Genomic DNA, 13,759 nt, shown 5'->3' on the forward strand with positions numbered 1-13,759 from the left:
GACGGATCAAAGGGATGGTAGTGAGAGAGTAAACCGCTAGAAGAGTGGTTGGACGACCTTGGGGGTCCCCTGATCGGGGATTGGTCGGACGGCCGGACTTCCGGCCTGCATTGGGGCGTTGGTGGGGATTCGTGCGGTAGCGCATGGGGTCGATCGATAGGTATATTTTCCGCACGACGCTGGCGTCGTTTGCGCTCGTCCTTGTCAGCCTTACCGGCGTGATCTGGATTACGCAGGCGTTGCGCGGCATCGACCTGATGACGAGCCAGGGTCAGACCATCCTGACCTTCCTCGGCATCACCAGCCTCGTTGTGCCCGCTCTCGTGCTGATCATCTCGCCGATCGCGCTGATGATCGCGATCTCGCACACGCTGAACAAGCTTGCGACCGATTCCGAGATCATCGTGATGAATGCCGCCGGCTTCTCGCCGTTCCGGCTGTTCTATCCGTTCTTCTACGCCACCTGCGTCGTGGCGCTGCTGGTCGCGTTCATTGCGGCCTATCTCGCCCCCGACGGCATGCGCCGGATCAAGCAGTGGGACGCCGAGATCACCGCCGACGTGCTCACCAACATCCTGCAGCCCGGCCGTTTCGCCCAGCTCGACAAGAACCTCACGATCCGGATCCGCGAGCGCAAGCCCGGCGGCATTCTGGAAGGGATATTCATCGACGACCGCCGTGATCCCAATGAACGCGTCTCGATCGTCGCCGAGCAGGGCGAGGTCGTGAAGAACGAGAACGGCTCGTTCCTGGTGCTGAAGGACGGCAACCTCCAGCGCTTCGAGGCCGGCAAGCGCGATCCCGCGCTGGTGGCGTTCGGCCGCTACGGCTTCGACATGTCGAAGTTCGGCAACCAGGGTCGTGACGTCACCCTCGGCATCCGCGAGCGCTATCTCTGGGAGCTGTTCTCGCCGTCCGAGGACGATCCCGTCTACAAGCAGATTCCCGGACAATTCCGCTCGGCGCTGCATGACAGCCTGTTGGCGCCGATCTATCCGTTCGCCTTTGCGGTGCTGACCTTCGCCTTCCTCGGCGCGCCGCGCACCACCCGCCAGAGCCGCAATTTCTCGATCGGCTCCTCGATCCTCGCGGTGTTCGGCCTGCGCATGGCGGGCTTTGCCTGCTCCGTGATGGCGGTGAAATCGACGGGCCCGGTGCTGGTCCAATACGTGATGGTGTTCGGGGCCATCGCCGTCGGACTGTGGATGATCGTCGGCGGCATCGTGGTCGAGCCGCCGCCCGGCCTGATGGAAGCCATCAACAGATCGAACGCGCGGATCGCGCGGCTGTTTGGACGTCCGGCCACCGCATGAGCATGCTCACCAACACTCTCGGGCGCTATTTCGCCGGCCGTTTCGTGGTCGCGGCGCTTGGCGTGTTCGCCAGCATCTTCCTGCTGCTGGTGCTGGTCGACTACATCGAGATGGTGCGCAAGACCTCCGGCCTTGCATCCGCTTCCGCGATCATGGTGGCCGAGACCTCGCTGTTCCGGGTGCCGCAGCTTCTGGAGAAGCTGACGCCGTTCTGCATGCTGATCGGCGCCATGACCTGCTATCTCGCCCTCTCCCGCCGGCTGGAGCTCGTGGTCGCGCGCGCCGCCGGCATCTCGGCCTGGCAGTTCATCTCGCCGGCGCTCGGCAGCGCGCTGCTGATCGGGGTGATCGCCACCGTCGCCTACAATCCGATGTCGGCGAACCTGCGCGAGCTCTCCAAGCGCATGGAAGCCGAGCTGTTCGGCTCGGCGCCCGGCGGCGGCATCCAGGATGCCTCCGGCTTCTGGCTCAACCAGGTCACCAGCGACGGCCAGACCATCATCAATGCCGCGCGCAGCGAGCAGCAGGGCATTCGTCTCACCGGGCTGACGCTGTTCCGGTTTGACACAAAGCAGCACTTCCAGGAGCGCATCGAGGCGCGAGAGGCGACGCTCGAGGCCGGCCACTGGCTGTTCAAGACCGTCCGCCGCTTTACGCTGGACTCCCCGCCGGTCGATCAGGCGACGCTCGAGATTCCGACGACGCTGACCGAGGCGCAGGTCCGCAACAGCTTTTCCACACCCGAGACTGTGTCCTTTTGGCAACTACCGAGCTACATCCGCTCATCCGAAAGCTCGGGCTTCGCGACAGCAGGCTATCGACTCCAGTATCACAAGCTGTTGGCACAGCCGTTTTTGCTGGCCGCAATGGTGATGCTCGCGGCCTCGGTGTCGTTGCGTTTCTTCCGGATGGGCGGCGTGCAGAAGATGGTTTTGAGTGGCGTGGGCGCGGGCTTTCTGCTCTACGTTTTGTCGAAAGTGACTGAAGACTTGAGCAAGGCTGAGTTGATGCATCCGATCGCTGCGGCGTGGTTGCCCGTGGTGGTGGGCGGCCTCACCGGCTTTTTGGCCTTGTTGTATCAGGAGGACGGTTAGTGACTGCCGTCCATCGAGGGCTCGTGTCTCGTTTGACGCGGCGTACTGTGGTGCGCGCGAACGGGATCGGCTTGTCCATTCGCAGGCTCCTGCTGGCCGCAGCCGCCGTGGCATCGCTCGGCGCCCTGATGGATGTTGCGTTCGTGGGCCCCGCCTCCGCTCAGGGCTACACTTACAATCCGCTGCCGCCGCGCCCCAAGCCGCCGAAGGTTGCCAACGACAACCAGATGCTGGTTCAGGCGACCGAGGTCGATTACGACTACAACAATTCGCGCGTCTCCGCGGTCGGTAACGTCCAGCTGTTCTACAACGGCACCAGCGTCGAGGCCGACAGGGTCATCTACGACCAGAAGACCAAGCGGCTGCATGCCGAAGGCAACATCCGCATGACGGATGCCGACGGCAAGATCACCTATGCCGAGATCCTGGATCTCTCCGACGATTACCGCGACGGTTTCGTCGATTCGCTGCGCGTGGACACCGCCGACCAGACCCGCATGGCCGCGAGCCGCGCCGACCGCTCCAGCGGCAACTACACGGTGTTCGAGAACGGCGTCTACACGGCCTGCGCGCCGTGTAAGGACGATCCGAAGAAGCCGCCGCTCTGGCAGGTCAAGGGTGCCCGCATCATCCACGACCAGCAGGAGAAGATGCTGTATTTCGAGACGGCGCAGCTTGAGTTCTTCGGCGTGCCGCTCGCCTACATGCCCTATTTCTCGACGCCCGATCCGACCGTGAAGCGCAAGACCGGCTTCCTGATGCCGGGCTTCACCTCGAACACGCCGTTCGGCTACGGCGTCGAAGTCCCGTTCTATTGGGCGATCGCGCCCGACATGGACATGACCTTCAATCCGCGCATCACGTCCAAGCAAGGCGTGCTGTTCCAGGCCGAGTACCGCCAGCGCCTGATGGACGGCGCCTACCAGATCCGCGTCTACGGTATCGACCAGCTCGATCCGGGCGCGCTCGCCGGTCAACCCGGCGATCGCCAGTTCCGCGGCGCCGTCGACACCAAGGGCCAGTTTGCGCTGAACGACAAGTGGGTCTGGGGTTGGGACGGCGTCCTGATGTCCGACTACTATTTCTTCTCGGACTACCGGCTGTCGCAGTACCGCGATCCGCTGGGCGCGTTCCTGTACCTGCCGACCGACGCGCTGTCGCAGCTCTATCTGACCGGCGTCGGCAATCGCAGCTTCTTCGACGCGCGCACGATGTACTGGCTGAGCTACTCGGGCAACCAGAGCCAGGTGCCGATCGTCTACCCCGTGATCGACTACTCGAACGTGCTGAACTATCCGGTGTTCGGCGGCGAGTTCAGCTACAAGGTCAATTTCACCAACCTGTCGCGTGACGCGGCCGCGTTCGATCCGATCACGACGCTGGCCAACACCGCCGGCCTGTGCACGACGACGTCGGCCGATCCGCTCGCCCGCACGCCGTCGCAGTGCAACCTGCGCGGCGTCCCCGGCACCTACACCCGCCTGACCGCGGAAGCGCAGTGGCGCAAGTCCTTCACCGACCCGTTCGGCGAGATCTGGACGCCGTTCGCGATCCTGCGCGCCGACGCGGTCAACGCCTCGATCTCCAACCAGCCGGGCGTGTCGAACTTCCTGCCCGTCGGCGACACCCAGGCGCTGCGCCTGATGCCGACCGTGGGCCTGGAATACCGCTACCCCTTCATCAACGTTCAGCCCTGGGGCTCGACCACCGTCGAGCCGATCGCGCAGATCATCATCCGGCCGAACGAGACCTATGCCGGCAGGTTCCCGAACGAGGACGCCCAGAGCATGGTGTTCGACGCCTCGAACCTGTTCAGCGTCGACAAGTTCTCCGGCTACGACCGCGTCGAGGGCGGCGGCCGCGCCAATGTCGGCGTGCAGGCCACAACCCAGTTCGACCGGGGCGGCGCGGTCAAGGTGCTGTTCGGCCAGTCCTACCAGCTGTTCGGCCTGAACTCCTTCGCGGTCCAGGACACCATCAACACCGGCATCGATTCCGGCCTCGACAAGCCGCGCTCCGATTACGTGGCGAGCGCCGCCTACTCGCCCAACAGCACTTATACGTTCAGCGTCCGCTCTCGCATGGACGAGCAGACCTGGAACATCCAGCGCTTCGAGGCGGAAGGCCGCGCCAACTTCAATCGCTGGTCGGTCAGCATGATGTACGGCAATTACGCGGCGCAGCCGGAGCTCGGCTATCTGACGCGCCGCGAGGGCATCCTGACCTCAGGCTCGCTGAAGGTCGCCGCCAACTGGGTGGTGACGGGCTCGGCACGCTGGGACCTCGAGGCCAACAAGATCAACCAGTATGTGGTCGGCGCCGGCTACGTCGACGATTGCTTCGTGCTGGCGGCGAACTATGTAACTTCGTATAGCTACTCCGCGGGCTCGACGCCGCCCGTGCTGAGCCACGCGTTCATGTTCCAGATCGGGCTGCGCACGCTGGCGACCACGACCGGGGCCAGCTCATCCGGCATCCAGTGACACCCGTTTGAACTGCCGGCCGCCTGATCCCGATCGCAGGATCATTTCGGCTGACATGCGAGCGACAACCATGACGACCCCATTGCCTGTGTTCCGCCTCCTCCTTCTCGCACTGGCCTCCGTGCTGGTTCTGGCCGGTACGCCCGCGCGCGCGCAGAACATCGTCGTCATGGTCAACGGCGACCCGATCACCGATTTCGACATCGACCAGCGCTCCAAGCTCGACACGCTGACGACGCAGAAGACCCCCAGCCGGCAGGAGGTCATCAACGAGCTGATCGACGACAAGGTGAAGATGAAGGAGGGCAAGAAGTACGGGGTCGACCCCGGCGTCTCCGACATCAACCAGTCCTACGAGGGCATGGCGCAGCGCATGCGCCTCTCGCCGGACCAGCTCACCAAGTCGCTCGAAAGCAAGGGTGTCCGCCCCGAGACGTTGAAGGCCCGCATGAAGTCCGAGATGGTTTGGACCAGCCTCGTCCGCGGCCGCTACAAGGAGAAGCTGATGGTCGGCGAGCGCGACGTCGCGCAGGCCGTGCAGGCCCAGACCGGCGACAAGCTCCAGATCGAGGGCACCGAGTACAAGATGCAGCCGATCGTGCTGATCGTGCCGCGCGGCTCGTCCCAGGCCTTCCTGGAAACCCGGCACAAGGAGGCCGAGCAATATCGCTCGCGCGTCGGAAGCTGCGAGGAAGCCAATTCGCTGTTCCGCTCGACGCCGAACGCCACCATCCGCGAGACCGTCACCAAGACCACCGCCGACCTGCCCGAGGCGCTGCGCAAGGTGCTGGACGACACGCCGATCGGCCATCTGACCGCGCCTGAGGTGACCAAGGCAGGCATCGAAATGGTGGTGCTGTGCTCGCGGAAGCCGACCATGATCGACACGCCGAAGAAGCGCGAGGTCCGCGAGAAGATGTATCAGGAGAAGTACGAGAAGACCCAGAAGGCCTATCTCGAAGAGCTCCGCAAGGCGGCGATGATCGAATATCGCAACCGCTGATGGCCAACGACGCGCTAAAGCCCCTCGCCCTGACCCTGGGAGAGCCCGCCGGCATCGGCCCCGACATCACGATCGCAGCCTGGCTCCGGCGCCGTGAGCTGAACCTGCCCGCCTTCTATCTGCTCGGCGACGAGGCCTTCGTCGCCCGCCGCGCCAGGGCGCTCGGCGCCGATATCCGCATCGCCTCCGTGACATCGGGCGAGGCCGCAGCCGCCTTCATCGACGCGCTGCCCGTGGTCGCAACGGGCGAGCGCGCGGCGGCTGGGCCCGGCAAGCCCGATGACACGAGCGCGCCGGCCGCACTCGCCTCGATCCGCCAGGCGGTCAGTGACGTTCGCGCGGGCCGCGCCGGCGCCGTCGTCACCAATCCGATCGCCAAGAGCGTGCTCTACCGCGCCGGCTTCCGCCATCCCGGTCACACCGAATTCCTCGCCGAGCTCGCAAGCACCGACGGCCGCGTGCCGCAGCCGGTGATGATGCTGTGGTCGCCGCGGCTCGCCGTGGTGCCCGTGACCATCCACGTCTCCTTGCGTGATGCGCTGGCCCAGCTCAGCAGCGAATTGATCGTCTCGACCGTGCGCATCGTCGCGACCGAGCTGAAATCCCGCTTCGGCATCGCGAACCCGCGCATCGCGATCTCCGGCCTCAACCCGCATGCCGGCGAGGACGGCTCGCTCGGCCACGAGGAGCAGACGGTGATCGCGCCGGCGCTCAAGGCTCTGCGCAATGACGGCATCGAGGCCAGGGGGCCGCTGCCCGCCGACACCATGTTCCACGAGGCCGCGCGCGCGACCTATGACTGCGCGGTCTGCATGTATCACGACCAGGCGCTGATCCCGATCAAGACGGTGGCGTTCGACGATGCCGTCAACGTCACGCTCGGCCTGCCCTTCATCCGGACCTCGCCCGATCACGGCACCGCCTTCGACATCGCCGGCACCGGCAAGGCCAATCCGGCCAGCCTGATCGCGGCCTTGAAGCTTGCCAGCCGCATGGCGGCTGCGAAAAGCTGATGAGTGCGATCGACGACCTCCCGCCGCTGCGCGAGGTCATTCGCCAGCACGCGCTGTCGGCCCGCAAATCGCTCGGCCAGAATTTCCTGCTCGACCTCAATCTCACCGCGCGCATCGCCCGCGCGGCCGCACCACTGGAAGACTCCACCATCGTCGAGATCGGCCCGGGCCCGGGCGGACTGACCCGCGCCTTGCTCGCGCTCGGCGCCAGGCGCGTCATCGCCATCGAGCATGACGAACGCGCGATCCCGGCCTTGCAGGATATTTCCGCGCGCTATCCTGACAGGCTCGAGATTGTGCATGGCGATGCCATGGCCTTCGATCCGCGTCCGCTGCTCGCGGGCGAACGCGCCAAGATCGTCGCCAACCTGCCCTACAACATCGCGACCCAGCTGCTGATCAACTGGCTCACCACCGAGCCCTGGCCGCCCTGGTACGACATGATGGTGCTGATGTTTCAGCGCGAGGTCGGCGAGCGTATCGTCGCGCACGAGGACGAGGAGGCCTATGGCCGGCTCGGCGTGCTCGCCAACTGGCGCTGCGAAACAAAAATCCTGTTCGACATTTCGCCGTCCGCCTTCGTGCCGCCGCCGAAGGTCACCTCCTCCGTCGTGCGCCTCGTTCCGCGCGCGGAGCCGCTGCCCTGCGACCGGAAAATGCTCGAGCAGGTCGCCGCCGCAGCCTTCGGCCAGCGCCGCAAAATGCTGCGCCAGAGCCTGAAATCACTCGGTGTTGATCCCGCACGGCTCGCGAGCGCTGCCGGCGTCGATGCGACGCGGCGCGCCGAGACCATTCCCATCTCCGGCTTTGTTGCCATGGCGCGTGAATTGGCGGATATACGCAGCGAAGAAGCATGATCCGGAAAAGTGTGAAGCGGTTTTCTGAAAGAGATCATGCTCAAATAACGAGCTAAAGCGCCCAGCGCTTTAGCGGAAATTCCGGAGGAAAGAAAATGGCGTTGATGCGTCGGCAGTCCCTGGTCAAGTTCGATGCGCCCCTGTGCGAGACCATCGTCGATACGCCGAAGCCGCAGGGACGCGAGGTGCTGGTGCGCATCGAGCGTTGCGGCCTCTGCCATTCCGACCTGCACATCCAGGACGGCTACGCCGATCTGGGCGGCGGCAAGAAGCTCGACACCACGCGCGGCATGACGCTGCCCTTCACGCTCGGCCACGAGATCGCCGGCGTCGTCGACGAAGTCGGCTCCGACGTGCCGTCGAGCCTCGTCGGAAGTAAGAAAGCCGTGTTCCCGTGGATCGGCTGCGGCCAGTGCCGCGACTGCGCCAATGGGGATGAGAACCTCTGCGCCAAGCAGCGTTTCCTCGGCGTCTCCATCGACGGCGGCTTCGCCACCCACGTGCTGGTGCCCGACGCGAAGTATCTGCTCGACTACGATCCCCTGCCCGTCAACCAGGCCGCGACGCTGATGTGCTCGGGCGTCACCGCCTATGGCGCGCTCAAGCGCCTGGTCGACCGTCCGCGCCAGCGCAATTTGCTGCTGATCGGCCTCGGCGGCGTCGGCATGATGGGCCTGTCGTTCGCGCAGGCGATGTTCAAGCAGCCGATCACGGTTGCCGACCTCTCTCCCGCCGCGCGTGAGACCGCGCTGAAGAACGGCGCCGCCAACGCCTACGATCCGTCCGAGCCCGACGTGATCAAGCGCATCCTGAAGGAAACCGAAGGCGGCTTTGACGAGATCGTCGATTTCGCCGGCAACGAGAAGTCGATGGCCTTTGCCGTCGCGGTCGCCGCGCGCGGCGGCAAGGTCGTGGTCTCCGGCCTGATGGGCGGTCAGTTCACGCTGCCGATGGTGCAATGGGTCTACAAGCGCCTCACCGTCGAGGGCTTCATGGTCGGCACGCTCGCGGAAGGCAAGGAGCTGATGGCGCTCGCACGCGCCGGCAAGATCAAGCCGACGCCGATGCGCGAAGAGCCGATGGGCGATGTCCAGAAATGGATCGACGAGCTGCGCGCCGGCAAGGTCGTCGGCCGCATCGTGCTGAAGAACTGATACACGCGAGGCGGCGAGATGGCTCTCGCCGCCACACTCTCTCCGGAGCAATCAACCCGGAAGAGGCGCAAAAGCTGGTTCCGCATACCTCGCTCAAATAGCGCGCTGCACACTTCGCCGCGACACGTGCCGTCACGCGGAACGCCGGCGCCGGCGCCGCGTTGGCAGCACATGTCCATTCGCTGCACCGTCGAGAACGCGTTCTTCATCGCCTGGAGTTTTCTGGAGGGCAGCGGCGAGCTCGGCCCTCCGGACGAGACCGCGAACTTTCTTCTCGACTCCATCGAAGCGCAGCTCAGGCGCGGTGAACGCCGCCATTTGATGCTCGCCAACAAGGCGATCGACGCCTGGCGCGCGCACGCCGGCAGACGCCAGCCGTCGCAGCAAGCGCGCTTCGGATGATAGCAGATGCCCCTCGGATCCGCCGGCCCGGCGGCGTTCAAGCGGGGCATGGGTGGGCGGTCGTCGGGCCAAGCGTACGCGGTTACGGCGCTTCGCAAGCGAGTAGCGTCGTTTGCGCGCGAGGAACATTTTCCGGCAGGCCGCATTGCCCGACATGCCGCGGTACTTCTTTCGAGGGGCGAAAGCCCTACACCGACCCGAGCCGGTGTTCGCGCTGGCGATGGTGACGCGGCGATTTCGCTAGGCGTACTGCACGCTCACAGGCTGCCCAGCAGGGACATCTGCAAGCGCCGCCAGCAAAAACTGCGACCGATCAATACAGCCGCGAGCCGTCGCCCTTGCGAACGACCACATCATGCCCCTTGGCCGTCATGCACTGCTTGTAGGCATAACCTTGCGCATAGGTCGCCTTGCGGGCCGAGAAGATCGCCTCCGTGGTGCCCGCCTGTGCCAGGCAGGTTGCCCGCGCGCTGGCATAGCTTTCCTTGCCGGCCGCCTGAGCCGACGAGATCGCGAGACAAACGAGCCCTGCTGCGATGATCGCACGTTTCATGTCGATATTTCCCCCAAATTGTTCGCCGCATGATGGGCAATCCATCCAAGCCGGCAGGCCGAACAAGCCGCTCCCGCCAGCCCGCAACCCATAGACCACAAGCGGCGCAAAACGGCGTGATGTAAATCACGGAAGAACAAGACCATCGCCCGATCACGTCGAGCCAAAAGTTGGAACGTCATACGCATACAGCGGTTTGTCTCTCGTGAAGGCAATGACGGAGTCAGAGCTGATGACAAAGCCGCTGACAAAAACAGTGCAACCCGTTCCCGAAGACAACCAGAGCCACAAGGGCGCCGGCAGCGCACCGACGGTTCCGGTCGACACGACGAAGGGTCATCGCGACGACGAGAAGCAGAACATTCGCGAGCAAGCCGCGCACGGCAATCTCACCCAGAACACCAGCAACAGGCGCATGGGATAGGCGCTCAAACGGCGGGGGATCAAGAGGAGACACGAACTTGTTCACTTTCGGCAAGTGGTACGACCCCATCTCGGAACGCTGGGTCGCACCGCGCGAACCCCGCCTCGAAGCAGCAAATTCCAATGCGACCGAGAACCACGTCCTCGAGCTTGAACAGACCATCGAAGTCCAGCGCATCTGGCGCGCGTTGGTCGACTGCTGCGCGCGCGACTGACGCTTTTGCGCGGCCGCGACGGCGCAGGAACGCGCCCTCGGTCTCATTGTTGTAACCCCGCATGACCGATCCCGCATCACCCGCAAGATCACGCGCGAGGCCGATCGCAATCGCGATCCGCTATCTCGCAATCGCCGTCGGCTGCGCCTGCCTGCTGCTGGCCGCCATCTGTTTCGCCATCGCCTGCCAGGTCTTCATCCAGACCGGCGTGTTCGCGCAGTCCTATGCGATGGTGTGCCTCATCAGTGCGGTGATGGGGTGTCTGGCGCTGACGCTGGCGCGGGTGTGGAAGTAGCCGTCCGACGTGCAGTCCATAGGATGGGTAGAGCCCTTGCGAAATCCATCTCACGCTAACGCCGTTCTCCGTAGTCATTATCCCGCGGATTTCGTTCCGGCGGTCTCATGACGATGCAACGATGCCGGCTCCTCCTCGTCATTGCGAGCGCAGCGAAGCAATCCAGGCTGCCGCTGCAGAAGGACTCTGGACTGCTTCGCTGCGCTCGCAATGACGGTGTGGCTAAGGGCCCTGCCTGGGCCATCCGACCGCGCGTGGCCACCGCCGCGCTTCCCGTCGGGCAAAACACCCCGTCAATCCCCTCTCGCAAAAATATTCTACTTTCCAGAATTTCGGATTTGTGGCATACACCCGTCATCCCGGCCCTGCCAAAGGGGCGTTCGCGACCGTCACGAGATGCGGGCTGGGCTTGCGGTGGACGCGGCAGCGCCGGCGCGGGTCAGCGTGACGACAGGGCGGGCAACCGTGAGTCTCACGCGACGCGGTACGACACGGTGCGGTCACAGCGGGCTTGTCGATTATCAGGGGTGAGCACGCGCCAGCCCCGGACGATCAGGCAAAACCGTCCGCGGACGGAGAAGTCGTGTGGTCCTGACGCCCGGGGTCTGTGCGTCAAGTCTCGCAGTGGTGCTGCAGCCCAACCGGGCGCGCGCATCAGTCATCGGTGAGGCGACGGGGGCAATAGTGCATCGCTCCCCGGGGAGAGCACGAAGGACACCGTTAAAACCATCCGCGCAGGGAGGGCCGGGCGACCGGCATCACCTGTGGTCCACCCCGTGTGCACTTCTGTAGCGCACGGATCGCGGGTGCCAGCCGGCGCCCGGCCTTCCCTGCGCCCTTTGGCTTCCATCGGGCGGCGAACGACAGCAAGGCTCGGGCAGAACCTGCCGCGGGAACGCGAAGCCATGGTCCCTCGCCCGTCGATACGCACCGCGGCGGAACCCGGACCCGGCCAAGCAATAATCGTCAGGAAAATGCCTGATTTGCCATCGGAACGAACGCCGTGCAGGCCTGATTCAAGCCACATCCTCTCCGGATTTGCGGCTCATTGCCACCCAAGTCTTTGATGACAAAGGGCCGGTAAAGAGTTGCGTCATGCGTAAACGGGAGACCAGGATGGGCAACCGCACCGCAAAATTCGTATCCGCGCTTGTCGGCAGCATCATTGCCGGTGCGCCGCTGGCCGCCGTGTCGCAGAACGCACCGGCTGCATCGACAACGGCCACCGCACCGACAACGGCCAATGCTGCGAGCGACTGTCTCGCCTCGCCGAAAGGGGCTGCACCGCAGGGCCAGCACTGGTTCTATCGCCTCGATCGCGCGACCAAGCGGCAATGCTGGTACCTGCGTGCCGAAGGCGCCAAGACAACGCAGAGCGCGCAAGCGATGGCCGACATGCAAAATACGGATTCCGCCGGGCCGCCATCGGTGCAGAATGCGCGCGCCGAATACGTCGCGCCGCAGACCGGCACTGCATCGACCGCGCCCGCGCCGGCTGCAGCGGCGACGCCGCCGGCCGCGCAGCAGCCCACCAACAACGACACGCAGCAGCCCGCTGTCGCCACGCGCTGGCCCGATGCCTCCGCGACCGCTGCTGCTCCCGCGCCCGCTCCTGCCGCAGCAACCGTGCAGCCGAGCGCGAAGCCGGCAAAGCCCGCAACTCCGGTGGCGCTCGCCGCGGCTGAAATTCCCGCCGACAAGCCGACCGGCTCGCTACCGACGCTGCTGCTCGTGATCGGCGGCGCGCTGGCGCTCGCCGGTGTGCTCGCCAGCATCATCTACCGCTTCGCCGGCGGACGCGGCCGCGCCCAGCCAGCAGGCGACCACCGCCGCGTGAACTGGGATGATTTCGAGCCGCACGATCATGAAGACAGCCGCGCGCCCTGGCTCAATGCCACGCCGGCCGAGACGCGACAGCCGCGCCCGGTGGATTTCGACGCCGCACGTCAGCAAGTCCTGCGTCCGCAGGCGCCGCAGATCGCCGCCTTCAGCAACGAGATCGGCCGGATCGCGGCGCAATCCCGCGCGCCTCGTAACGAGATCGCAGATCTCGACGAGGCCGACATATTCGACGGAGAGTTCGAGATCGAGACGTCGGCGCCGCGGCTCGCGGCCAACGACACGCACGACGAAGAGACCGTCGAGGAAAAGCCGGCCGATCGCGATGAGGCTAAGCAAGCCGAGGACGGCGTCGACATCGACGTCATCACGGCGATGCTGGAACGGCTGGCGCAGGAAGGACCGCGGCTGTCGCAGCCGAGCGTCGACTCCAGGCCTGACGCTAGCCCTGACTCTAGCCCTGGAGCTGTCCTTGTAGACCTCGCACGAAGCCCACGAGGCCAGTCCGCCGCTCGCGCTTGAGGCGTTCGGCTTTCAGGATCGACTGCACCTCGGCGAAGGCGTCATCGACATTGTGGTTGATGACGATGTAGTCGTACTCGGCCCAGTGGCTCATCTCGTGACTGGCGCGGCTCATGCGCTTGCGGATCACCTCGTCGGAATCCTGCGCGCGCGAATGCAGGCGCTTCTCGAGATCAGCGGCCGAGGGCGGCAGGATGAAGACGCGAACCACGTCGACGCTGGCTTTCTGGTGCAGTTGCTGTGTGCCCTGCCAGTCGATGTCGAAGAGCACGTCCTGCCCGGCCGACAGTGCCGCCTCAACCGGAGCACGCGGCGTCCCGTAGAGATTGTCGAACACGGTCGCCCATTCGAGCAGGTCGCCCTGCTTGATCATCGTCTCAAACGTGGGCTTGCTGACGAAGAAATAGTCGCGCCCCTCGACCTCTCCCGGGCGCATCTGACGCGTGGTCGCCGACACCGACATCTTCAGGCCGGGCTCCCGCTCGAGCAACATCCGCGACAGCGTCGTCTTGCCCGCGCCCGAGGGCGAGGACAGGACGAACATCAATCCGCGCCGCTCGACACCGTCAGTTCCGTGACCGCTTGTCGTCATC

14 protein-coding genes are annotated in these 13,759 nt (G+C 65.1%); 12 read left to right on the top strand and 2 right to left on the bottom strand.

Annotated elements, in window-relative coordinates:
* Positions 1–143: 143 nt before the first annotated feature.
* The 8 genes from lptF (at position 144) to RAD16_RS06880 (ending at position 9,319) form a co-directional block, all read left to right on the top strand.
* Positions 144–1,313: an LPS export ABC transporter permease LptF gene (gene lptF / locus RAD16_RS06845; RefSeq protein ID WP_458157114.1), complete on the top strand. Its 1,170-nt coding sequence runs from the start codon at positions 144–146 to the stop codon at positions 1,311–1,313.
* Positions 1,310–2,407, top strand: a complete 1,098-nt coding sequence (lptG, locus tag RAD16_RS06850; RefSeq protein ID WP_458157115.1) for an LPS export ABC transporter permease LptG — start codon at positions 1,310–1,312, stop codon at positions 2,405–2,407. The genes lptF and lptG overlap by 4 nt, the downstream gene beginning before the upstream one ends.
* Positions 2,407–4,890: an LPS-assembly protein LptD gene (locus RAD16_RS06855; protein ID WP_458157116.1), complete on the top strand. Its 2,484-nt coding sequence runs from the start codon at positions 2,407–2,409 to the stop codon at positions 4,888–4,890. The genes lptG and RAD16_RS06855 overlap by 1 nt, the downstream gene beginning before the upstream one ends.
* 70 nt (positions 4,891–4,960) lie before the next feature.
* The gene (locus RAD16_RS06860) at positions 4,961–5,893 is read left to right on the top strand and encodes a peptidylprolyl isomerase (RefSeq protein WP_458157117.1); all 933 of its coding nucleotides are present in this window, start codon (positions 4,961–4,963) and stop codon (positions 5,891–5,893) included.
* Positions 5,893–6,906 carry a 4-hydroxythreonine-4-phosphate dehydrogenase PdxA gene (pdxA, locus tag RAD16_RS06865; RefSeq protein ID WP_458157118.1) on the top strand — a complete coding sequence of 338 codons (1,014 nt, stop codon included), beginning with the start codon at positions 5,893–5,895 and terminating at the stop codon, positions 6,904–6,906. Before RAD16_RS06860 ends, pdxA begins: the two co-directional genes overlap by 1 nt.
* Positions 6,906–7,763 carry a 16S rRNA (adenine(1518)-N(6)/adenine(1519)-N(6))-dimethyltransferase RsmA gene (rsmA, locus tag RAD16_RS06870; protein WP_458157119.1) on the top strand — a complete coding sequence of 286 codons (858 nt, stop codon included), beginning with the start codon at positions 6,906–6,908 and terminating at the stop codon, positions 7,761–7,763. The genes pdxA and rsmA overlap by 1 nt, the downstream gene beginning before the upstream one ends.
* A 95-nt stretch (positions 7,764–7,858) precedes the next feature.
* A complete protein-coding gene (locus RAD16_RS06875) occupies positions 7,859–8,917 on the top strand; it encodes an alcohol dehydrogenase (RefSeq protein WP_458157120.1) in 1,059 nt (352 codons plus the stop codon).
* A gap of 171 nt (positions 8,918–9,088) precedes the next feature.
* Positions 9,089–9,319: a hypothetical protein gene (locus RAD16_RS06880; RefSeq protein ID WP_458157405.1), complete on the top strand. Its 231-nt coding sequence runs from the start codon at positions 9,089–9,091 to the stop codon at positions 9,317–9,319.
* Positions 9,320–9,632: 313 nt separating this feature from the next.
* Here the strand turns inward: RAD16_RS06880 and RAD16_RS06885 are convergent, their stop codons facing one another.
* Positions 9,633–9,872: a hypothetical protein gene (locus RAD16_RS06885; protein ID WP_458157121.1), complete on the bottom strand. Its 240-nt coding sequence runs from the start codon at positions 9,870–9,872 to the stop codon at positions 9,633–9,635.
* Between the two features lie 232 nt (positions 9,873–10,104).
* Here RAD16_RS06885 and RAD16_RS06890 point away from each other — a divergent pair, with 232 nt between their 5' ends.
* The 4 genes from RAD16_RS06890 (at position 10,105) to RAD16_RS06905 (ending at position 13,166) form a co-directional block, all read left to right on the top strand.
* The gene (locus tag RAD16_RS06890; RefSeq protein ID WP_458157122.1) at positions 10,105–10,296 is read left to right on the top strand and encodes a hypothetical protein; all 192 of its coding nucleotides are present in this window, start codon (positions 10,105–10,107) and stop codon (positions 10,294–10,296) included.
* 37 nt (positions 10,297–10,333) lie between these two features.
* Positions 10,334–10,510, top strand: coding sequence for a hypothetical protein (locus RAD16_RS06895; RefSeq protein WP_458157123.1), 177 nt, complete (start codon positions 10,334–10,336; stop codon positions 10,508–10,510).
* A 61-nt stretch (positions 10,511–10,571) separates the two neighbouring features.
* Entirely contained in the window at positions 10,572–10,805 is a 234-nt protein-coding gene (locus RAD16_RS06900; protein ID WP_458157124.1) for a hypothetical protein, read from the top strand.
* A gap of 1,095 nt (positions 10,806–11,900) precedes the next feature.
* A complete protein-coding gene (locus RAD16_RS06905) occupies positions 11,901–13,166 on the top strand; it encodes a hypothetical protein (RefSeq protein ID WP_458157125.1) in 1,266 nt (421 codons plus the stop codon).
* Here the strand turns inward: RAD16_RS06905 and gmk are convergent.
* Complete coding sequence (gene gmk, locus RAD16_RS06910; RefSeq protein ID WP_458157126.1) at positions 13,099–13,758, bottom strand: guanylate kinase; 660 nt, start codon at positions 13,756–13,758, stop codon at positions 13,099–13,101. The two genes, RAD16_RS06905 and gmk, sit on opposite strands and share 68 nt — an antisense overlap.
* Position 13,759 lies beyond the last annotated feature (1 nt).

The sequence above is a fragment of the Bradyrhizobium sp. 18BD genome (assembly GCF_054185225.1).

Bases quoted from the DNA above. Each gene is read 5' to 3' on its own strand.
- rsmA (WP_458157119.1), top strand. From the start codon at position 6,906: ATGAGTGCGATCGACGACCTCCCGCCGCTGCGCGAGGTCATTCGCCAG.
- RAD16_RS06875 (WP_458157120.1), top strand. From the start codon at position 7,859: ATGGCGTTGATGCGTCGGCAGTCCCTGGTCAAGTTCGATGCGCCCCTG.
- pdxA (WP_458157118.1), top strand. From the start codon at position 5,893: ATGGCCAACGACGCGCTAAAGCCCCTCGCCCTGACCCTGGGAGAGCCC.
- RAD16_RS06860 (WP_458157117.1), top strand. From the start codon at position 4,961: ATGACGACCCCATTGCCTGTGTTCCGCCTCCTCCTTCTCGCACTGGCC.
- RAD16_RS06885 (WP_458157121.1), bottom strand. From the start codon at position 9,872: ATGAAACGTGCGATCATCGCAGCAGGGCTCGTTTGTCTCGCGATCTCG.
- RAD16_RS06890 (WP_458157122.1), top strand. From the start codon at position 10,105: ATGACAAAGCCGCTGACAAAAACAGTGCAACCCGTTCCCGAAGACAAC.
- RAD16_RS06880 (WP_458157405.1), top strand. From the start codon at position 9,089: ATGTCCATTCGCTGCACCGTCGAGAACGCGTTCTTCATCGCCTGGAGT.
- lptF (WP_458157114.1), top strand. From the start codon at position 144: ATGGGGTCGATCGATAGGTATATTTTCCGCACGACGCTGGCGTCGTTT.
- RAD16_RS06900 (WP_458157124.1), top strand. From the start codon at position 10,572: ATGACCGATCCCGCATCACCCGCAAGATCACGCGCGAGGCCGATCGCA.
- RAD16_RS06905 (WP_458157125.1), top strand. From the start codon at position 11,901: ATGCGTAAACGGGAGACCAGGATGGGCAACCGCACCGCAAAATTCGTA.
- lptG (WP_458157115.1), top strand. From the start codon at position 1,310: ATGAGCATGCTCACCAACACTCTCGGGCGCTATTTCGCCGGCCGTTTC.
- gmk (WP_458157126.1), bottom strand. From the start codon at position 13,758: ATGACGACAAGCGGTCACGGAACTGACGGTGTCGAGCGGCGCGGATTG.